This window comes from Niabella sp. CPT15-335-S11 (genome assembly GCF_058792415.1).
The window spans coordinates 180,357-200,984 of the sequence record NZ_JBYTEI010000001.1; the positions used below are offsets into that span (position 1 = coordinate 180,357).

Genomic DNA, 20,628 nt, shown 5'->3' on the forward strand with positions numbered 1-20,628 from the left:
AAATCTTTCATCCACTTTTAGTCCATTGAAACAGTAGATTAATGATCATACCCTACCGTCAAATAATTAACCCGGATCCATCCGGCCGGAGAGGACAAGTCATCATTGCGGCCGCAGGACCTGGCGACCCTGACCTCATTACCGTAAAAGCGGTAAATGCCCTTCAAAATGCCGAAGTGGTTTTGGCAGACAGACTGGTGAGCGAAGTGATTTTACACCGTTACGTGCCTGCTGCTGCTGAGATCATCCGGGTTGGTAAAGAATGCGGTAAGAAAGGTTCTACCCCTCAGGAGTCGATCAACAGACTCTTGGTGGAGTTTGCCCTGGAAGGCAGGCGGGTTGTACGCCTGAAGGGAGGAGACGTTTCTATTTTCTCCAATATCCTGGATGAACTCAGGACCCTGCTCTGGCATAAAATTCCCTATGAGATCATCCCTGGGGTAACCGCGGCGCTTGGCGCGGCAGCCTATACGGGAATACCTCTCACTGCAAGGGGGTATGCGAACGCCGTACGTTTCCTGACACTGTACAAACCCGAGCTTCTTGGCGAAGCTGATTGGAAGGAACTGGCAGCGACTTCTGATACCCTGGTGTTTTATATGTCTGCCTCTACCCTTTCAACAGTGGTGGAAAAAATGCTGCTGTCCGGAGTCTCGCCGGAAGTCCACCTGGCCGTCATCGAACAGGCTACAACCTGTTATCAGCAAACGTTTACCTGTAATATTTACCAGTACGCTGAAAATTGCAGTGGCAAAAAATTCAGCTCCCCTTCCCTGGTAATTATCGGGCGCGTTGTACAACTCCACAACGAGCTCAAATGGCTGGCAGAACCGGAAACACATGAGCATTACTTTACATCTGTACAAAATCAACATTCAGAACCCATTGAAACCGTTAAACCCTTAAAACATGTTGTCTGAAACCAAGCTTAAATCAATCCAGGATTTTACGTCTACGCTGACCCGGGACGAAATTATCTGGCTGAACGGTTACCTCGCAGGCCTGGCCGGACCTATTCACGCGGTAGCAGGTGATACTTCTGCTGCCCCGCCTCCCCACCTGAACGGGAAGAAGCCTCAAACAAAGAAGATCACCCTGGCTTATGGTACCGAGACCGGCAACGCAAAATCCCTGGCGACCCAGTTAGCCGGAGTAGCAAAAAAGAAGAATGTGCAGGCAAAACTGGTAGGGCTGGATCAGTACCGGCTGAGCGACCTGGCCAGGGAGGAACATTTTTTTGTGGTGATAAGCACACAGGGAGAAGGAGAACCGCCCGCACTTGCGCGAAAATTTTATGACCATATCCACGAGAATGAATTTGACCTGAAGAAGATGAAATTTGGCATACTCGCCCTGGGTGACTCTTCCTACGCGCAGTTCTGCCAGACAGGTATCGACCTGGATTCCCGCCTGGACGCGTTAGGTGCAAAACGGATTGTACCTTTGCGGAAATGCGATGTTGATTACGAGCAGGAGGCCTTGTACTGGCTTGACGAGCTGGCAGATGCACTGGAACCAGGCAGTAGTCCCGCCCCATCAGCACCCGCCCAAACCGTTCAAAAAAAATCAGAGGGCAAACAAATGTACAGGGGACAGGTCATCAATAGTATCAACCTGAATGATACAGGAAGTAAAAAGAAGACATTTCATATTGAGATAATATGTGATGACCCGATTGATTACCAGCCGGGAGATTCCCTGGGCGTAATCCCCAGTAATAAACCCTCCATTGTAGCTGAGATACTTGCCCTGACGGCGATAGATCCTTTAAAAGTGATCGAACATCCGAAAATGACGGCTACCGTGCAGGAATTGCTGTCTGGTCGCCTGAATATTGGATACCTGCTAAAATCCACCATTAAACAATACGCCGGGATCGTACAAAAAGACATACCAGATGTCAGGCTAAGCCTTTTTGATCTGATTCGCCAATACCCGCTAAAAAATCCAGAACAGTTTGAGGAAGTCCTGAAACTCTTAACGATCCAGGCACCCCGCCTGTACTCCATTTCATCCTCACCGGAAGCCCATGGCGACAAGGAAGTACATATCACGGTAACGGTGGACAAATTTTTTGTAGGTGAACAAATGAGGTCGGGTGTTGGGAGTCGCTATCTTTCCCTTCTGGAACCGGAGTCTACTTTTGAATTCTTTATCCAAAAGTCAAAACATTTTAAACTTCCGGCGGATGAGAAAGATGTCATCATGGTAGGACCCGGCACCGGAATAGCCGCCTTCAGGTCATTCCTGGCAGAAAGAGAAGCCAGGAGCGCTTCCGGAAGAAACTGGCTATTTTTTGGCGAGCAGCATTTTTTGTCGGATTTTCTTTACCAGACCGAAATTCAATACTATCTGGAGTCCGGAGTACTCCAGCGGCTGGACCTGGCTTTTTCGAGAGACCAAAAAGAAAAAATCTATGTACAGCACCGCATGAAAGAAAAAGGTGCGGAACTTTTTCAGTGGCTCGAAAACGGAGCCAGCTTCTACGTAAGTGGGAAACGGGACCCAATGAGCAAGGATGTAGAAGAAACCTTGCTGGATATCATCCGGGAATTTGGCGGGAAAACAGAATCTGAAGCCCGCGACTATCTCAGAGCATTGAGCGATGAAGGACGATACAAAAAAGACGTGTATTGATTTTCCGCCACTCTTCAATTTAAACAATTCTATAATTCACCAAATGGTGAACTTTTGCAAGGATTAACGCTAAACAACAGAATCTATTATGAGCGAGAATAAATTATCTGGTGTAGAAAAAATAAAGATGGCCAGCAACGGGCTCCGTGGTACACTGATGGAGAGTATGAAAGATGATTTCACGGGTGCAATAAGGGAGGATGACCGGGCGCTGATAAAGTTTCATGGTATGTACCAGCAGGATGACCGTGACCGCCGTGAAGAACGCAGTTCAAAAAAACTGGAATGGCTGTACTCGTTTATGTGCCGACTCCGGTTACCCGGAGGTTTTCTGAAGCCCTCGCAATGGATCGCGCTGCATCACATTGCAGGTGAGCATTCCACAGGGGTCATCAAGATCACTACCCGACAGACCATTCAGTTACATGGCATTCTGAAATCAGATATCCGGCCCACCATGCAGGCATTTAACACTGCGGGCCTGGACAGTATCGCCACCTGCGGCGACGTGAACCGGAACGTATGTTGCACGTCCATCCCCCCGCAATTGGAAGCACACGAGGAAGTGTTCAGGTATGCCGCAAAGATCAGCGAGATGGCGAAGCCCAAGACCCGCGCCTGGTATGAAATATGGATAGGCTCGGAGAAACTGTCCGACACAACCCAGGATGACCCTTTATACCAGGATCGCTACCTGCCGCGGAAATTAAAAGTGGGACTGGCGATTCCGCCGCATAACGATATCGATATCCTGATCAATGATGTTGCACTCGTTGCGATCATAGAGGATGAAAAGCTGGTCGGATTTAATATCGGCGCTGGTGGCGGGCTCGGTTCTACCCATGGCAATGAAAGTACCTACCCCAGACTGGCTACCATGCTGGGCTTCGTGGAAAACAATGAGGAAAAAATACTGAAGGCCATTTATGAGATAATGACCGTGCAGCGTGATTTTGGAAATCGAAGCGACCGTAAACAGGCCAGACTGAAATATACCATCGACAAACTGGGCGCCGACCGCCTCAGGGAGGAAGTTGAAGCAAGAACAGGGTTCAAATTTGACCCCATCAGGCCATTCACTTTTACGGACAGGACAGATCAATACGGCTGGCGCAAAGACTATAAAGGCAACTGGCACTACACCGTATATGTTGAAAACGGTCGTGTACTGGATGATGAAAAAATTGCCCTGAAAAAGGCGTTGCTGAAAGTGGCTGACAGCGGAAAAGCCAATTTCAAGTTTACCGTCAACCAAAATGTAATTCTGACCGATATCGGCCCGGACGACAAAGAAGCTGTTGAAAAAATTCTTATTAAATATGGTGTCATCGCACATACAGAACAAGCGGGCGCCATTCGTAAGAACTCAATCGCGTGTGTGGCGCTGAATACCTGTCCGCTCGCTCTGGCCGAAGCACAACGCTACCTGCCCCTCTTGATTTCAAAAATAGAGCCGTTGCTACTAAAACACGGATTAGAAAAAGAAGACATCATCCTCCGCATGACGGGCTGTCCGAATGGTTGCGGCCGCTCGCCGAATGCTGAGATCGGGTTTGTAGGGACCGCCCCAGGCAAATACAATCTTCATATAGGAGGAGACCGGCTGGGCCTTCGACTAAATACAAAATACAAGGACAACCTGGGGGAATCCGAGATACTGGCCAGCCTGGATGATTTATTTGGCGTTTATGTGGCAGAGAGAAACCAGGGAGAAACCTTTGGCGATTTTACGCATCGAAAATATATTGCTGTATAAATTCAGTGTTGGGGTAATGCCAACTTGCACTAATTTTGATCTACTAAACATGGAATCTGAGACTGCAAACAAACCGGTAATTGAGAATGGTTCCAATAATTTATTCCCGGTATTCATCAAACTTGAACACCTGAAGTTGTTGATCATCGGCGGGGGCGAAATAGCCCTGGAAAAATTGAACGCCGTGCTAAGCAATGCCCCTGCCACTCCCATCCGCCTCGTGGCAAGGGATGTAGATCCGGAGATCAGGCTGCTCGCTGAAAGATACAGTAACCTGGATTGGGAGGAAAGGCCTTATACGCCAAACGATATCGAACAGGCAAGTCTTGTCATAGCGGCGGTAAATGACCTCGATGTTGCGAAACGGATTTATGAGGATGCACAAGGTTTACAGAAACTGGTAAATATTGCAGACAAGCCCGAATACTGCGATTTTTACCTGGGCTCAGTAGTGAAAAAAGGACATTTGAAAATCGCGATTTCAACGAACGGGAAATCCCCGACCATCGCAAAAAGACTAAAAGAAACTTTCGCTGCAACGGTGCCGGAAGAACTCGATGAAGTCATTCAGAATATGAGCGTTATCCGCGACAAACTGAGCGGCGACCTTAGTTATAAAGTTAAAGTCCTGAACGAAGTCACCAAGGGCCTTGTGGAAAGTCCGGATGAACGACTGGCGGAATTTGCTGCTGAAACACCCGATGCCGCCGAAATTGTGGAAACCAAGGAATTGGTTAAAAAGGTACAGCGAAAAGCAAACTGGTATTTGCTGGCACTGGGCATCGTGCTGGTGATCGGTCTGAGCATTTTTGCGCTCTATGAATTCGGTGTTATGGGCGATCTGTTGCAATTCCTTGCCAAAGACTCGCATATTTTTTACTGGATGCTTCTGGCAGGCTTTATCGCAGAGATCGTTGCGGGGTCAATGGGAATGGGATACGGCGTGATGTGCACGACCACATTATTGATGCTAAATATCCCTCCGCCTGTTGTGAGTGCCAGCATTCACTCTGCGGAGAGTTTTACTACGGCTGCAGGCAGTCTGAGTCACTGGAAGCTTGGAAATATAAATAAAAAGATGACCTGGGCGCTGGCTGTGCCTGCCATTTTTGGCGCTATCGCCGGGGCGCTTCTACTGTCATACCTGGGTGAGAGATATGCGCGGATCACCAAACCATTTATTGCTGCTTATACGCTTTACCTCGGTATCAAGATCCTGACCAATGCGATCCGACATAAGCCCCGTTCGGCTACCAGAAAAAAGACAAATATCACTATGCTGGGACTTATTGGCGGGTTTATTGATTCTTTCGGGGGCGGGGGCTGGGGCCCGCTTGTAACAGGTACGTTTATTAAAAACGGCCGGACTCCCAGGTATGTTGTGGGAAGCTCAACCGTGGCAAAATTTATCCTGACCGTTACCAGCGCCATCACTTTCATTTTCACCATCGGTATCCATCACTGGAATATAGTGGCCGGTTTACTTATTGGCGGTATCGTTACTGCACCATTCTCTGCTATGCTGACGTCTAAATTACCCACAAAGAAAATGTTCATCGTCGTGGGAATAGTGGTCATTACCATGAGTTTTATTACGATCTATCGCGCAATTTTTCTCTAATCAGTGAATTTAATCAATATACAATATCCGGCAGACCAGGTCCCGAAAGACCGGAACCTTCCCGGTTCGGGCTTGCATGAACCTTATCCCTGAGATTCGACGAAACGCTTTTTTTTGCTTATTTAGTCCACTGTTTTAATAGACTAGAACAATCAAAACTCCGCCTAAAAAGTTCCCCCATGTACCCATCTAATCATATTACGATAAAACTGCTTATGATTTTAGCAAATATTTTCTCGATCGCTCTCAACGCGAGATCACAGGAAGATCATATACTCATTATTTCCGGACTGATCACCAACGAAGCGAGTCACGAACCGCTTGAAGGTATTACCGTCACCGTGAAAGAAACCGCGTACAGCACAGCTTCAGGGACAGATGGCAGGTTTACCATCAGGGAAAAGCACAGCCTGCCACTGACGCTGGTTTTTTCCTCCGTTCAGTTTGAGAAAAGGGAAATTCTTTTACAGAAAACCGGTTCCAATCTGCAAATCTCTCTCACAACCCGGACCGTGCTGGCCGACGAAGTAGTTGTAACCGCATCCAGGGTACCGGAAAATATACTCAGGTCACCTGTAGCCGTCGAGAAAATTGATGTACGTTCGATTCGCGAAACGGCTTCGCCTGGTTTCTATGAGGCCCTTGCAAATGTAAAGGGCGTTCAACTGACCACCAGCAGCCTGACCTTTAAAGTACCGAATACCCGTGGGTTCAATGTCCCAAATAATTTTCGTTTTGTACAATTGGTGGATGGCGTTGACATGCAGGCGGCTACACTGGGCGTACCGCTCGGTAATGCTATCGGTCCGACTGAACTCGATATTCAAAGTGTTGAAATCACTCCCGGTGTGGCTTCCGCACTCTATGGTATGAGCGCAATTAATGGCATGTCTAACCTGATCACCAAGAGTCCTTTCGTCACTCAGGGGTTAAGTATTTACCACAAGACCGGCATTAACCATGTTGATGGCAAGGATCATGTCCCGGCCCTGCTCACAGAGACTGCGCTTCGGTTTGCGCGATCCTTTCACGACAAATTTGCTTTCAAAATAAACCTGGGGTACCTCCAGGGAACCGACTGGCGTTCCAATACCAGGCTAGATCAGAATCCTAATAATCTGAAGAGTGCCAACCCGCAATTTCCCGCGCTTGACGGATCGGCAAATGCAGCTTTTGATGGCTGGAATAAATATGGTGATGACGCGCTCGCCGGCAGCAACCTGGTTTCTATCAGCGGGCTAAATATCGATGGCAGGGCCAACCAGACCCTCCGTGTTTCAAGAACAGGTTACTGGGAAACAGATCTGGTCAGTCCACATGTGCAAAACCTGAAACTTGATGCCTCCCTTCACTACAGGTTTAGCCCCGACCAGGAACTTTCGTACACTTTTAGGGGCGGCAAAATGGACGGCGTTTTTCAGCGGGGGAATAAAATCAGACTAGAAGGTGTATCTGTGCAAAATCACGCCCTGAAATTCAGGGGCAGAAATTTTATGGTGATGGCCTATGCCTCCTTTGAAAACACCGGGCACTCCTACAACGTAAAGCCGCTGGCAGACAACATGGATCTGTACACCGGCGGCAGTAATAACAACTGGGCAACGAAATATAAAACGGCTTTAAATGAATATGCCGCGCAACACGAAGGAAGGCTCACCAGCGAAAACCTGGCGGCAGCCACCGCCTACGCGCGGCAAAAAGCAGATGCTTCCAGGGCTGAGCCCGGTACAGAACGGTTTTTAAATATAAAAGACTCCATCATTTCTGTAAATAATTGGGATATCCGATCAGCGGCGATACCCAACGCCCCTGTAACCGGGGGCGCTGCGTTGATTCAAAAAAGCAGACTCTACCATGCCGAAGGTCAATGGAACCTGAGTGAACGGATCCATATTTTCAACCTCCTGCTGGGAGCGGACGCGAGGATATATGATATCATACCCGATGGGAATAATTTTGTCGATTTCTCGAGGCCGATCCCTGAACGAAACATAGCAATGGATGATGGGAGTTTTGGGAAGGATTTGTATTATAAAAAATTTGGTGCATTTACTCAGGTTTCAAAAACCCTGGCTCAGGAAAAGCTAAAGCTTTTCGGTTCACTTCGTATCGATTACAATCCCGATTTCGACCCCAGGGTCACGCCGCGGGTCGCTGCTGTGTACACCGCCGCCGAACGCCACCATTTCAGGCTTACCTGGCAAATGGGTTACAGGTATCCGGCAGTTTTTGAGGCACTTTCTTACGTAAACAACGGACGCGTTAAGCGCGTAGGCAGTCTGCCCTTCATCAATCAGGGACTCGGTTACCTGGAAAACAGCTATACTCAGATATCTGTAATCCGTTTCAACGCAGCCGTGAGCGCTGCCGGAAACACCGATGAAGCAGCACTGGCAAACAGAAACTTACTGGTTGTGGCTAATCTGCCGAAAGCAGCTCCGGAAAAAATAAGTTCCCTGGAAGCAGGCTATAAATCAATCCTGCTGGATAATTGTCTTGTTGTTGATTTTGATACCTATCTGAACAAATACAACGGTTTTCTGGGACAGGTGCAGGTATTTGTTCCCAATGGAGAAAAAGTGGGTTCAGATGCCGCGGTTTTAGCGATGCTTGACCGAAACAGGGATGCAACGCCCGCAACGTCACAGTCAGCAGCCAGCAAGGGGCAGGACAGATACCGCGTTTACACAAATGCAAAAAACGCCTATACTAATTACGGCGCAGCATTGAGCCTGACCGGCAACCTTCCCAGGCAATTTCTTATAAAAGGAAATATCGCCTTCAACAAACTGATCTCAAACGCACAGGACGATATTTTTGTGACCGGATTCAACACCCCATTATGGACGTCAAATCTGAGTTTCGGAAGCCGAAAAATACTACCAAATGCCGGGTTCAATATCACCTGGCACTGGCAGGACGCCTTTCTTTGGGAGAGCCCGCTTGTGACCGGCAAACTGCCTGCTTTTAATACACTGGATGCCCAGGTAAATTACAGAGTAAAACCTTCGGGCACCACCTTGAAGCTGGGTGGCGCCAATCTACTGAATAACCGGCACCTTGAATATGCCGGCGGTCCGACAATCGGAACGCTGTATTACCTGGCTGTCACGATTGCGGGAAACTAATATTATTCCTGCCTGGTTAACTTGGCGGCATTCTCGGCAAACTGGAGCTTGTCGATAAACTCCTGTATATCCCCGTTGATAACAGCATCCAGGTTGTAAGAAGTGAGGTTAATCCGGTGATCTGTTACCCTGCCCTGCGGGAAATTATAGGTCCGGATCTTAGCGCTTCGATCGCCGCTACTTACCAGGCTCTTTCGGTGGCGGGCAATTTCTTCCTCCTGTTTCCTGACCTGCTCTTCATACAATTTCGTACGCAGCATCTGCATAGCTTTTTCCCGGTTGCCCAATTGGGTTCTTTCTGTCTGGCAAATGACAACCGTTCCGGTTGGGATATGGGTTAGCATCACTTTCGTCTCAACCTTGTTCACGTTCTGGCCGCCGGCGCCACCGCTGCGGGAGGTTTCCATTTTTACATCGCTTTCCTTCAGTTCAAAATCGATCTCATCCGCTTCCGGCATCACGGCTACAGTCGCAGCCGAAGTATGCACGCGGCCCTGAGTTTCAGTGTTGGGAACCCTTTGCACGCGGTGCACGCCACTTTCAAATTTCAGCGTACCATATACTTCGTCTCCGGTGACTTCAAGCTGAATTTCCTTGTATCCGCCCACGGTCCCTTCATTTTCGCTAAGTATTGCCGTTTTGAATCCGTGTTTCTCAGCGTATTTAGTGTACATCCGCAATAGGTCGCCTGCGAAAAGGCTGGCCTCATCGCCACCGGTTCCCGCCCGGATCTCCATAATTACATTCTTTTCATCCTGAGGATCTTTAGGAATCAGTAGCTGCCGGATATGTACTTCTATGGTCCGCTTTTTTTCCTCTAATCCCTCTGACTCTTCTTTGGCCAGTTCCCTGAGCTCAGCATCATCGCCATGTAGCGCTTCTTTGTTGAAGGCCAGGTCGTCCAGCACTTTTTCATATTCCTGAGAGGCCAGCACAATCTTCTCCAGGCTGCGGTATTCTTTGCTGGTGGCAGCAAACTTCTTGTTATCCCCCACAATCTCCGGGTTGGTCAGCGCAATAGCCAACTGGTCGTACTTCGCGCGAATAGCTTTTAATTTGTCTAACATCTGATATTTTATTTTTCGCAATCCGATTACTGGTCGGTTCACGGTCCTGCTTTTTGCTTACCTTGCTTCCCGCAGCCGGAATCAGTCAAAAAGGGCTGCAAAGTTAAATTATTTTGATTGATGAGTTTTATCAAGTTTGGAGCAGATCAGATTTTTGATGGATACCGTTTATTGACCGGGAAGGTCCTGATCCTGCGTGAGGATGGTACGATTGAGGATCTGATCACGTTGGAAGATGCGGGCAGCGATATTCAATATAGAAAAGGCATTCTTTCGCCCGGGTTTATAAATTGCCATTGCCATTTGGAGTTAAGCCACCTGAAAGGCCGGATTGAAGAGGGAACAGGATTGCCCCGCTTTGTGCAGTCGGTGATGCGGAACAGAACTCCCGAACCCGACACTGTGCAGCAAGCAATTGCGGACGCGGAAACCGAAATGCGTGACAATGGGATTGTAGCCGTAGGAGATATTTGCAATGGTACAGACACGATTTATCAAAAGTCGAAACAGAACCTCTCTTACCATAATTTTATTGAAGTGATGGGAGCCGATCGGCAGCAGGTGGAAGCCAATTTTCTAAAATATAAGCAGCTTTCCCTTCATTTCTCTCAGACTCCTGATGTTGGCCCCGCGTCACTCACACCACATTCACCCTATTCGCTGGCCGATGCCCTCTTCGAAAAAGTAGCCCGGTATCCTGGCTCGGGTCCGCTTAGCATGCATAACCAGGAGACTGCCGACGAGAACGAGTGGTTTAGGCAGAAGACTGGCGCATTTGTAGAAATGTTCCGGGAAATGGGTATCAGTCAGGAGTCATTCCTGCCATCGGGGAAAAGCAGCCTCCAGACTGTCTTGCCGGAACTTCCGGCAGACCGGCCACTGATATTAGTGCATGATGTATTTACGAGTGGGGAAGATATCCGGTTCGCTATGTCCAGCCATCCGCAGATCTACTGGTGCCTTTGTCCAAATGCCAATCATTATATTACCCGAAATCTGCCCCCTGTTCCGGAATTTATGAAACAGGGAGCAACCATGGTGCTGGGTACCGACAGCCTCGCCTCCAACCATAAATTATCACTATGGAGTGAAATTCAAAGACTCCGGGACTCTTTTCCGGAAATTCCGCTGGAGACCTTTCTTAGCTGGGCTACAATAAACGGAGCCCGCGCCCTTCAAATGGATGCAAGACTAGGCAGCTTTGAAAAAGGTAAAAAACCTGGTTTCGTAATTATTGACCAGGACGCTAAAAAGTTAGAAATCTGATACCCCCCCGGTCATTGATCACCAGCCAAGAATCCATGCAAACATCAGCGGTGCAACAATTGTGGCATCACTCTCCACAATGAACTTGGGCGTATCGATCCCCAGTTTACCCCAGGTGATCTTTTCATTGGGAACCGCACCAGAGTAAGACCCATAGGAAGTGGTGCTATCGCTGATCTGGCAGAAATAACTCCAGAAAGGCACATCATGCCATTCCAGATCCTGGTACATCATGGGTACTACGCAAATGGGAAAATCGCCCGCAATACCGCCGCCAATCTGAAAAAAACCAACGCCTTTCCCACCACTGTTGGCACGGTACCATTCTGTTAAATAGACCATATACTCGATACCGCTCTTTACTGTGCCCGCTTTAAGCTCACCTTTGATAACATAGCTCGCAAAAATATTTCCGGTGGTGCTGTCCTCCCATCCGGGTACGATGATAGGGATATTCTTTTCAGCAGCCGCGATGATCCAGCTATCCTTCGGATCGATCTCGTAATAGGGTTGCAGATCACCGCTTAATACTGTTTTATAAAGAAATTCATGCGGAAAATATCGCTCCCCCTTTGCTTCCGCTTCTTTCCATTGTCGTTCCAGGTGTTTTTGCAGCCTGCGGAACGCTTCTTCTTCGGGAATGCAGGTATCCGTAACCCGGTTGTAGTGATTTTCCAGCAGGTCCCACTCTTCCCGTGGGGTCAGGTCGCGATAATTTGGTACTCGCTTATAGTGTGAATGAGCCACCAGGTTCATAACGTCTTCTTCCAGGTTGGCTCCGGTACAACTAATGATCTGCACCTTATCCTGACGGATCATTTCTGCCAGTGAAATGCCAAGTTCTGCTGTACTCATTGCCCCTGCTAATGTGATCATCATTTTCCCGCCTTCGTCCAGATGCGCTTCATAAGCTTTGGCTGCATCCATTAAAGCTGCTGCATTGAAATGCCGGTAATGGTGTTTAATAAAATTTGAAACGGGTCCTTTTTTCATTGATTCGATTTTTAGGGCCGCCTTCAGATCATAAAAACATGAGACAGTGCGGGACGCAAAGTTAAGGCTTTAAAAAAGTAAGCACTGACCCGAATATTAAAGCTGGCTTGGACGGGTGATCAATCGGAAAATTAAGTGTATATTTATAGTATTGCGCCTGGAACGGGGTATTAAATATCCTGCTGGTTAGCGTCATGGCCGTCTGGATCGACCCGGGCATTATCAGGCCGGGCTGCAATATTTATTTTCCGGCAATGAACTACCTGGCCCACGCATACCTTTCATTTGGTGACAAGAATATTCTGGTGGGGAATATGATCAGTGATTTTGTGAAGGGTAACAGGCAATATCAGTATGCCGAGCCGATACGCAAGGGGATTATATTACATCGTTTTATTGATACATTCACAGATACACACGAAGCCACGCATGAGGCCAAATCCGTATTCAGAAGCGCTTACAGGCTTTACAGCGGTGCGATGGTGGATGTAATCTATGACCACTTCCTGGCTAACGATCCTGCAGAATTTGCGGGGGACAGACTCTATCAGTTTTCCCAGGAAACCTATCGTTCCCTGACCGGATACGAAGAGCTGATGCCCACCGTCTTTAGAACCATGTTCTACTTTATGCGTTCGCAGAATTGGCTGTTTAACTACCGCACCCGCGCCGGTACTCACAAGGCACTGCGGGGAGTGGTCCGGCGAGCGTTGTATATGGACGACGCCGAACCTGCCATCGGAATTCTTGAAGAACATTACGATTTTCTGAATGCTTGCTACCGGCAATTCTGGGAGAGTGCGAGACCCAGGATTTATGAAAAATGGGAGGAACTGAGAGAGATGCCAACAAGTTTTTGAAATAACAGAAACAGGTATTAACTTGGACGCTGGGAAGCGACCCAATCCTGTACGCCTCCCAAATTAATGCGGTACATATGAAGCTAAATGCTTTTTTGATTTTATTCGTCCTGGTAATAACTGCCTGTAACCAAAAACCTGCCGGCAACCCCGGCAATGACTCGCTGGTTATCACACACCCCGCCTATCCATCGGTTCAAAACCCTAATCCACTTGACCCGCTGGACATTTCACCAATGGATATGAGTTATTTCCCGCCTAATTACCCGCAATTACACATGACCGGCCAGGTAAAAACACCTCCAGTTCTCCGGGTTATTTATAGCCGCCCTCACTTACAGGGAAGGAAGCTATTTCACGGCTTACTCAAGTACGGGGAAATATGGCGACTGGGCGCCAATGAAGCAACCGAACTAAACGTTTTCCAGCAGGTTTTTATCCAGGACAGGAAGTTTGAACCGGGAAGATATACGATGTACTGTATCCCGGAGGAAGATCACTGGACCATCGCGATAAACGGAAACATCGACACCTGGGGGCTGATGACCGACACAAGTAAAGATATTCTTCGCGTCCGTGTTCCGGTTACTGACGGGAATCCCTTCCTGGAATACTTTACGATGGTTTTCGAAAAAACAGGACAGGGAGCCGACCTGGTCATGGGTTGGGGCGAACTGGTTGCCCGGCTACCTGTAAAAATTCCGTAGCTGCCCTTCTCATCTGTTTTCAATAATCGTATTACTGCAGCTTGAAAATAGTATGCCCGCTTTTCAGGTGTTGAAGAAAACTAGTATCCTCTGAAAGAATTTTTGCTTCTTTAATCTTTTCGGGGTTCTAAGGGTGTCCTCAGGAAAAAAAGGTACCAGCGCTTCAGGCAGGGATATTTTAAAGGCCACTGAATAAAGGAACATGTCAAATCCCGATGAACCTTCATTGTTCTCAAGGTGAAATATCCTGTTTAATACCGAGAGTGTCACCGGAGTAAGCAGAACGAAAAGTTTATTGACCGTGCCTGCTTTCAGCGATGAAACAACGGCTGCCTGCCCTACTAACTCATTAAAATTTCTACCAAAAAGCTCGGAGATATATCCCCCGCCTTTTACCATAAGTTGGGTGTTCGTAAAATATCCCGCCAGCCTGCCATTCAGATAAATTGACCTGGCCTCCCTGGCCATATGGTGAATTTCGTTTGCTTTATCATCGTCCTGAATATGTGTGGCCAGACTCTTGATAATGACGTTGATCACAATCTGGGTACCCGTTTTGATGTTCTCCTCCTGTTCGCCAAAATACCCGGTCGCAAACCGGTTAAAATCCTCGTCGGAATTTATGACCTTTAATATTTGCCGTATGAATTCAATCCTTTGAACCATGTGTTTCCAAATCTGTTATTCAAAATACAGACTATTCAAATCCCGTTTACCTCTCTCTGATCAACGCACCGGATCCGGATTTGATCCCCTGTTCACCTGCTGGTGACCATTGAACGAAGCTGTTTGTCTCCTGAAAAAAGGACCTAAAAAAAGAGGGGCTTTCGTCTGATCTGGAAAGATCCCGAAGCCCACTCTTAAGCCCTCTAAACCGTTGTAAAAATAGCAAGCGCTAAAACGCATTTTCTTAAAATTCGATGAGTGCCTAAGTTTTTAAGCTGAATCACCGGATAATATAGTTGAACGAAATCGGGAATGCTGACTTTTCACGATTACCCCCATACGGGGGCTTTTACCGCCCTAATGGCAATGATAAATGATACAAAAAAATAATCTGCTGAATACATAATCCCGTTTGCCGGTTCACCTTTTAATTTACATTCACTTTCGAATAATCGATCATACTAAATGCTCTTTTAAAATCGGATTAATCGATGTGTTTATCTGATCAATCATTTCCCTGGATTCAGCCAGCGCGGCTCCTTCATCAGCTTCACCGCTCACCTTTCGGGAACTCATTTGGATCAGCTCATAAATCTTATGATCGGGCCCAAGTGGCGAAAAAGTGGATTTCATCCTGTGAAAGATACGTTTAATTTCTTTAATATCACCTGCGGATACCGCTATTTTAAAATCTGCGCGGTCGATTTCCCATTGCGTTTTCATCTCCGTCAGAATCTCCTGAATCGCATTTTGATCACCGCCAAGCAGATTGTTGAGGTATCCGAGATCGCTGCCGACAGGTAGTGGCAACTGCATAACAGCATATTTTGACAATTTTTCTACAAGCAGGTGTTCCTCAATTGGCTTTGCCAGATAGTCGTTAAATCCCGCCCTGAGGCATTTTTCCACTACATTTTCCGACACATAGGCTGTCATGGCAATCACAGGTGTTTGAAGTTTCATTTCTCCGCGTAGCTTGCCGATCGCCGTGTACCCATCCATTTCGGGCATTTGAATATCCATCAGAATCAGATCAAACGGTTGCTTCTCCAGGATTTGCAGCGCTAAGAGTCCATTTTCCGCAAAAGCCAGGTTTAGATTGAATTTATTGAGTATATGTTTTAAGAGGACCTGGTTAGCTTTGTTATCTTCCACTAAAAGTACCCTGAGATCGCTTAAAGTTGCGCCCGTCGAGATTGAACCTGTGTCAATGTCGGCTATAGGCCTGGCGTCGGCTCTGTCAAACACGCAAGTGAAATGAAACTCAGAACCAGCTCCAACTTCACTAAAGACTGAGATCGTACCCCCCATATTCTCAACCAGGCTTTTCACAATAGTAAGCCCTAATCCGGCCCCGCCATGTGACCGTGTTGCCGTACCCTCCAATTGCTCAAAACGCTCAAAGATTACGGGAACTTTACTCGCGGGTATTCCTACGCCGGTATCTTTCATGGTAAAGCCGAGCTTAAAACACTTGTTTTCCTCGTCCTGCCATACTATTCCCACGTTCAGGCTAACCATTCCGTGGTTGGTAAATTTGATGGCATTACCCAGGAGATTCACCAGTATTTGCTCCAGACGATTTGAATCCCCGATCAGCGTTTCCGGGATATCTTTTTCTACCTCCCAATCGTACCGCAGGTTCTTTTCCATCAGCGCCTCTGAAAACAAAAACTCCAGCTTCCTGAGCAACACAGATAATTGAAAGGGTTCCCTGGTTATTCTGAGCTTCCCTGCTTCGATCTTTGACAGGTCCAGGACGTCATTCACGATATTCAGCAGGTTGAAGCTGCTGGAATTGATAATACTGACAAATTCCTGTTGCTGTGGATTCAGCGGGGTATCTTTAAGCAAGTTACCAAATCCCACCAGTGAGTTTAAGGGTGTTCTTAACTCATGACTCATATTTGCCAAAAACTCTTCTTTGGCGTTTTTACTTCGCCTGGCTACCATTTCCGCTTCTTTCAGGTTCTCAATTAGTTTCTGTTGCTGGAATTGCCTCTTGATAATAATATTCGCCATGATCACAATGGCTATGATGGCCACAATTGCAAGAATCCGGCTGTAATTGGATAGCCTGCCAACTAATATTGAATTGGAATCCAGGGTTTCTTCCAGGTTGATCTCAAGCTGTCTTTGTACCTCCAGACATTTCGAATTAATCTGTACATCAACGCGCGAATTTGTGAGGGAATCGGCGAACAGCGCCTGCCGGCTCTTGTTCCCGCTATTAAGCGCTACGAGGATTTGGTGCGAAAGTTCAATCTGCCTGCTCACCAGTTGATTGAGCTCATCAGCAAGATGCGGATGTCCTGATTTTGCAATTGCTTCCGAAAGATTATTGGCTTTGAAGCCTAGTATTATGACCGAATCTGACAGCCTCGCAGATCTGATGCTGTCGACAGGCACATCAGTTTTACTTAGTTTCGAAAACAGGCCTTGGGACAGGTTCACGACTTCCCGGTTGCTATTGCTTAGTCTGAAGGTCTCAACAGCTTCCTGATTTCCTTGATTCAGTTTCCTGGTCGATTGATTGGTAAACAACTGCGTAATAACTATCAGCGCCATAAGCGCAAGCGCCAGGAAAATCATAGAGAAAAGACTGAAATCTTTCTTTTGCACCGGTTGATAGGATTTAGAAGATTACAACAAATGTAAAGACTTTAGTAACCCATCCTTGTAGGTATCAGAAATGGGAATAGCGTGGTTATGGACGTAAGCCACGCTGTCCTCTATATAATCAATTTTGTTTACGGCAAGAATATAACTCCGGTGCACCCGCACAAACCGAACGCCATCAAACTTCTCCTCCAGGTTTTTCAAGCTTGCGTGAATCACGAAATTCTTTCCGGATACAACCTGGATGCGGACATAATCGCCTTTCGCCTCCATCCAGAGAATTTCATTTTGATCAATTTTCCGAATTGTTTTACTATCCTTGATAAACAGCACTTCCTCTGAATTTTCCTGACCAAGGCGCACATCCCTGCTGTCAACGATTTCCATCACCCGCTGCAGGGAGATCATCAGTCTGGACAGGGAAATCGGCTTTACCAGGTAATCCACTACATTCAGCTCAAAAGCTTCAACTGCATAACCCTGTTTGGCTGTGATCAGAATGGTGAGGGGGCGGGGCGTAAGCAACCTTAGTAATTCCAGACCGCTGATCTCGGGCATTTCGATATCCAGGAATAAAATGTCTACAGCCTGCGTTTCAAGGAACTTTTTTGCAGAAAGGGCATCTTCGCATTCTCCGGCGATAATTACATTTCCCATTTTTTCCAATAACTGCCGAAGCATTAACCGGGCTACCTTACTATCATCGACGATCAGACAAACTGGAGGACTAAGGGCTTTCATAATCGTTAATATAGTCTAAATATAAACATTTTTGACAACAAATAAAAAAAAGAGCCCCGCAAGTGGAGCTCCTTAAATATTTGATCGAATCTTTGATTCAGATAAATGTTATTTCTTATAATGTGGAATGATTGAGCTCGCCAGCTCACGCAGTTTCACCAACCCATCTTCCGGCAGGTTTCCTTTCTTGAATTCTGCCAACACTTCCGGCAGTTTATTCTCCATTTCCAAAAGGAAATGTTCTTCAAATTCCCTGATCCTATCCACAGGCACGTCGCGAACCAGCCCATTGGTTCCAAGATATATAATGGCTACCTGCTTTTCCACGGGATACGGAGAGTATTGAGGCTGCTTCAGGATTTCCACATTACGGGCACCTTTATCGATCACAGCCTTGGTGGCAGCGTCCAGGTCACCGCCAAATTTAGAAAATGCCTCCAACTCCCGGAACATGGCCTGGTCAAGCTTCAGTGTCCCAGCCACTTTCTTCATTGATTTGATCTGAGCATTACCTCCTACACGGCTAACGGAGATACCTACGTTAATAGCCGGACGTATTCCCGACAGGAACAAACTTGATTCAAGGAAGATCTGACCATCTGTAATCGAAATTACATTGGTGGGGATATAAGCAGATACGTCGCCAGCCTGTGTTTCAATGATCGGAAGCGCCGTTAACGAACCTCCTCCTTTTACCAGGTGTCTGATCGAATCCGGCAGGTCGTTCATTTTTTTGGCCACCTCATCGCTGTCGATGATTTTGGCGGCCCTTTCCAGCAGGCGGCTGTGTAAGTAGAACACATCTCCGGGATAAGCTTCACGTCCGGGTGGCCTGCGCAACAACAGAGAAACTTCCCGGTAAGCAACAGCCTGTTTAGACAGATCATCGAATATAATCAGGGCGGCCCTGCCGGTATCCCTGAAATACTCGCCGATCGAAGCGCCGGCGAAAGGCGCGTAAAACTGAAGGGGTGCGGGATCAGAAGCAGAGGCGGCCACGATCGTGGTGTATTCCATGGCTCCATGATCCTGCAGGGTCTTCATAACACCCGCAATATTGGATGCTTTCTGGCCAATAGCCACATATACACAATATACGGGCTTGCCAGCCTCGAAGAATTCTCTTTGATTGATAATTGTATCGATAGCGATCGCAGTCTTACCAGTCTGGCGGTCACCGATGATCAGTTCCCGCTGTCCCCGGCCGATGGGAATCATGGCATCTACGGCTTTTAACCCCGTTTGCAGGGGTTCTTTTACCGGTTCCCTGAAAATTACTCCCGGAGCTTTCCTCTCAAGCGGCATTTCATATAGTTCCCCCGTAATCGGCCCCTTGCCATCAATGGGTTCCCCCAGGGTGTTAACCACACGTCCGGATAAACCTTCACCCACGTTGATGGACGCGATCTGCCCGGTGCGGCGTACCTTGGAGCCCTCTTTGATATCAGTGCCCTCACCCATCAATACTACCCCAACATTATCTTCTTCCAGGTTCAGTGCGATGGCTTTGACGCCATTGTCGAACTCAACCAACTCACCATACCGGACATTTCCGAGGCCATACACGCGGGCAATTCCATCACCTACCTGCAAAACAGTGCCTATTTCCTCCAAATCCGCCTGAACATTGAAATTGCTTAATTGTTGCCGCAGAATGGCACTAATCTCATCCGGTTTAATTTCTGGCATATAAATTATTTTTTGGTATTCCCCGTTAAATCAATGGTTTTTTAACCATTGTATTTTCAGGCTGCAAAAGTAGTGCTTCGAAGCTTGAAAACAAAAAAAACGGGCCGCGCTTCACAAAATTAACAGCCGTTTCAACATCGATAAAAACTTCAGTTTAGCCCACTATCAAAAGAGTCACCCCGAATTCACGACGGGCGGAAGGTTTATTGGCAGGGTTGCCAGATTTTTTTTATTTTTGTCTAATACAATTACCTTCGCTTTTTTGTTAAATACACTTTATATTATGCAAAAAATAAATATAAGATTTGGAATTGTGGTGGCTATGATTCTCGTGGCAGCACTTAGCAGGATATTGCCTCACCCGTATAATTTCACACCTATGGTGGCCATCGCGCTGTTTGGAGGCGCCCAGATTCGCAGGAAGGGGTTAGCCTTTGCGATTCCTCTGGCTGCATTTTTCCTTTCGGACCTTGTCATCAGCGGGTTGGGTGGAACTGGATTTTATGGCATTTCCCAGGTTTTTGTGTACGGCTCCATGATATTGATCACCGCACTGGGAAGTACGCTTGGGAAACCTGGTGTTTTGAAAGTCCTGGGATATTCACTCAGCGGGTCCGCGATTTTCTGGTTACTGTCAAATTTTGGTGTTTGGGTAGCCAATCAGATGGCCGCCGGGTCGGTTATGTATGAGCCGGGTCTGACACTGGGAATGACCTACCTGAGAGCATTGCCATTTTACAATCTCTATAGCAATCAGCTTTTCCTGGGAAGTTTCGGTGGTGACCTTTTCTACACAGGCGTTTTATTTGGAATCTTTGCCCTGGCAGAAAGGAATTATCCCGTATTAAGACTTGCGGGTAAATAAACTGATTAAAGAC

15 protein-coding genes are annotated in these 20,628 nt (G+C 47.2%); 9 read left to right on the forward strand and 6 right to left on the reverse strand.

Annotated elements, in window-relative coordinates:
* The first annotated feature begins 41 nt into the window (after positions 1-41).
* From cobA to AC3WS5_RS00790, 5 genes are all read left to right on the forward strand, one after another.
* Positions 42-920, forward strand: coding sequence for a uroporphyrinogen-III C-methyltransferase (cobA, locus tag AC3WS5_RS00770; RefSeq protein ID WP_492465278.1), 879 nt, complete (start codon positions 42-44; stop codon positions 918-920).
* Positions 910-2,637 carry a diflavin oxidoreductase gene (locus AC3WS5_RS00775; RefSeq protein ID WP_492465279.1) on the forward strand — a complete coding sequence of 576 codons (1,728 nt, stop codon included), beginning with the start codon at positions 910-912 and terminating at the stop codon, positions 2,635-2,637. The genes cobA and AC3WS5_RS00775 overlap by 11 nt, the downstream gene beginning before the upstream one ends.
* Before the next feature lie 88 nt (positions 2,638-2,725).
* Positions 2,726-4,393, forward strand: a complete 1,668-nt coding sequence (locus AC3WS5_RS00780) for an NADPH-dependent assimilatory sulfite reductase hemoprotein subunit (protein WP_492465280.1) — start codon at positions 2,726-2,728, stop codon at positions 4,391-4,393.
* A 49-nt stretch (positions 4,394-4,442) separates the two neighbouring features.
* Positions 4,443-6,014 (forward strand): TSUP family transporter, encoded by a 1,572-nt coding sequence (locus AC3WS5_RS00785; protein WP_492465281.1) that lies wholly within the window; start codon positions 4,443-4,445, stop codon positions 6,012-6,014.
* A gap of 179 nt (positions 6,015-6,193) precedes the next feature.
* Entirely contained in the window at positions 6,194-9,142 is a 2,949-nt protein-coding gene (locus AC3WS5_RS00790; RefSeq protein ID WP_492465282.1) for a carboxypeptidase-like regulatory domain-containing protein, read from the forward strand.
* 2 nt (positions 9,143-9,144) lie between these two features.
* Here the strand turns inward: AC3WS5_RS00790 and prfA are convergent, their stop codons facing one another.
* The gene (gene prfA / locus AC3WS5_RS00795) at positions 9,145-10,209 is read right to left on the reverse strand and encodes a peptide chain release factor 1 (protein WP_492465283.1); all 1,065 of its coding nucleotides are present in this window, start codon (positions 10,207-10,209) and stop codon (positions 9,145-9,147) included.
* Positions 10,210-10,329: 120 nt separating this feature from the next.
* Between prfA and AC3WS5_RS00800 the strand changes: the two genes are divergently transcribed.
* A complete protein-coding gene (locus AC3WS5_RS00800; protein WP_492465284.1) occupies positions 10,330-11,475 on the forward strand; it encodes an amidohydrolase family protein in 1,146 nt (381 codons plus the stop codon).
* Between the two features lie 18 nt (positions 11,476-11,493).
* On the opposite strand, the gene AC3WS5_RS00805 is transcribed toward AC3WS5_RS00800, so the two are convergent.
* Positions 11,494-12,468 carry a deoxyhypusine synthase family protein gene (locus tag AC3WS5_RS00805; protein ID WP_492465285.1) on the reverse strand — a complete coding sequence of 325 codons (975 nt, stop codon included), beginning with the start codon at positions 12,466-12,468 and terminating at the stop codon, positions 11,494-11,496.
* 194 nt (positions 12,469-12,662) lie between these two features.
* On the opposite strand from AC3WS5_RS00805, the gene AC3WS5_RS00810 reads away from it, so the two are divergent.
* Positions 12,663-13,328, forward strand: coding sequence for an acyl carrier protein phosphodiesterase (locus AC3WS5_RS00810; RefSeq protein WP_492465286.1), 666 nt, complete (start codon positions 12,663-12,665; stop codon positions 13,326-13,328).
* Between the two features lie 77 nt (positions 13,329-13,405).
* On the forward strand, positions 13,406-14,035 hold the full coding sequence (locus AC3WS5_RS00815; RefSeq protein WP_492465287.1) for a DUF2911 domain-containing protein: 630 nt from the start codon (positions 13,406-13,408) through the stop codon (positions 14,033-14,035).
* Between the two features lie 63 nt (positions 14,036-14,098).
* Here the strand turns inward: AC3WS5_RS00815 and AC3WS5_RS00820 are convergent, their stop codons facing one another.
* The 4 genes from AC3WS5_RS00820 to atpA all read right to left on the reverse strand — a co-directional run bounded on the left by AC3WS5_RS00820 (position 14,099) and on the right by atpA (position 19,750).
* Positions 14,099-14,701, reverse strand: a complete 603-nt coding sequence (locus AC3WS5_RS00820; protein WP_492465288.1) for a DUF937 domain-containing protein — start codon at positions 14,699-14,701, stop codon at positions 14,099-14,101.
* A gap of 456 nt (positions 14,702-15,157) precedes the next feature.
* The gene (locus tag AC3WS5_RS00825) at positions 15,158-17,323 is read right to left on the reverse strand and encodes a response regulator (RefSeq protein WP_492465289.1); all 2,166 of its coding nucleotides are present in this window, start codon (positions 17,321-17,323) and stop codon (positions 15,158-15,160) included.
* 21 nt (positions 17,324-17,344) lie between these two features.
* Entirely contained in the window at positions 17,345-18,061 is a 717-nt protein-coding gene (locus AC3WS5_RS00830; protein ID WP_492465290.1) for a LytR/AlgR family response regulator transcription factor, read from the reverse strand.
* Between the two features lie 108 nt (positions 18,062-18,169).
* Positions 18,170-19,750, reverse strand: coding sequence for a F0F1 ATP synthase subunit alpha (gene atpA, locus AC3WS5_RS00835; RefSeq protein WP_492465291.1), 1,581 nt, complete (start codon positions 19,748-19,750; stop codon positions 18,170-18,172).
* 283 nt (positions 19,751-20,033) lie between these two features.
* Here atpA and AC3WS5_RS00840 point away from each other — a divergent pair, with 283 nt between their 5' ends.
* On the forward strand, positions 20,034-20,615 hold the full coding sequence (locus AC3WS5_RS00840; RefSeq protein ID WP_492465292.1) for a DUF6580 family putative transport protein: 582 nt from the start codon (positions 20,034-20,036) through the stop codon (positions 20,613-20,615).
* Positions 20,616-20,628 lie beyond the last annotated feature (13 nt).

Bases quoted from the DNA above. Each gene is read 5' to 3' on its own strand.
- AC3WS5_RS00815 (WP_492465287.1), top strand. From the start codon at position 13,406: ATGAAGCTAAATGCTTTTTTGATTTTATTCGTCCTGGTAATAACTGCC.
- AC3WS5_RS00820 (WP_492465288.1), bottom strand. From the start codon at position 14,701: ATGGTTCAAAGGATTGAATTCATACGGCAAATATTAAAGGTCATAAAT.
- AC3WS5_RS00790 (WP_492465282.1), top strand. From the start codon at position 6,194: ATGTACCCATCTAATCATATTACGATAAAACTGCTTATGATTTTAGCA.
- atpA (WP_492465291.1), bottom strand. From the start codon at position 19,750: ATGCCAGAAATTAAACCGGATGAGATTAGTGCCATTCTGCGGCAACAA.
- prfA (WP_492465283.1), bottom strand. From the start codon at position 10,209: ATGTTAGACAAATTAAAAGCTATTCGCGCGAAGTACGACCAGTTGGCT.
- AC3WS5_RS00775 (WP_492465279.1), top strand. From the start codon at position 910: ATGTTGTCTGAAACCAAGCTTAAATCAATCCAGGATTTTACGTCTACG.
- AC3WS5_RS00840 (WP_492465292.1), top strand. From the start codon at position 20,034: ATGCAAAAAATAAATATAAGATTTGGAATTGTGGTGGCTATGATTCTC.
- AC3WS5_RS00810 (WP_492465286.1), top strand. From the start codon at position 12,663: ATGGCCGTCTGGATCGACCCGGGCATTATCAGGCCGGGCTGCAATATT.
- AC3WS5_RS00800 (WP_492465284.1), top strand. From the start codon at position 10,330: ATGAGTTTTATCAAGTTTGGAGCAGATCAGATTTTTGATGGATACCGT.
- AC3WS5_RS00785 (WP_492465281.1), top strand. From the start codon at position 4,443: ATGGAATCTGAGACTGCAAACAAACCGGTAATTGAGAATGGTTCCAAT.
- AC3WS5_RS00780 (WP_492465280.1), top strand. From the start codon at position 2,726: ATGAGCGAGAATAAATTATCTGGTGTAGAAAAAATAAAGATGGCCAGC.
- AC3WS5_RS00805 (WP_492465285.1), bottom strand. From the start codon at position 12,468: ATGAAAAAAGGACCCGTTTCAAATTTTATTAAACACCATTACCGGCAT.
- cobA (WP_492465278.1), top strand. From the start codon at position 42: ATGATCATACCCTACCGTCAAATAATTAACCCGGATCCATCCGGCCGG.
- AC3WS5_RS00830 (WP_492465290.1), bottom strand. From the start codon at position 18,061: ATGAAAGCCCTTAGTCCTCCAGTTTGTCTGATCGTCGATGATAGTAAG.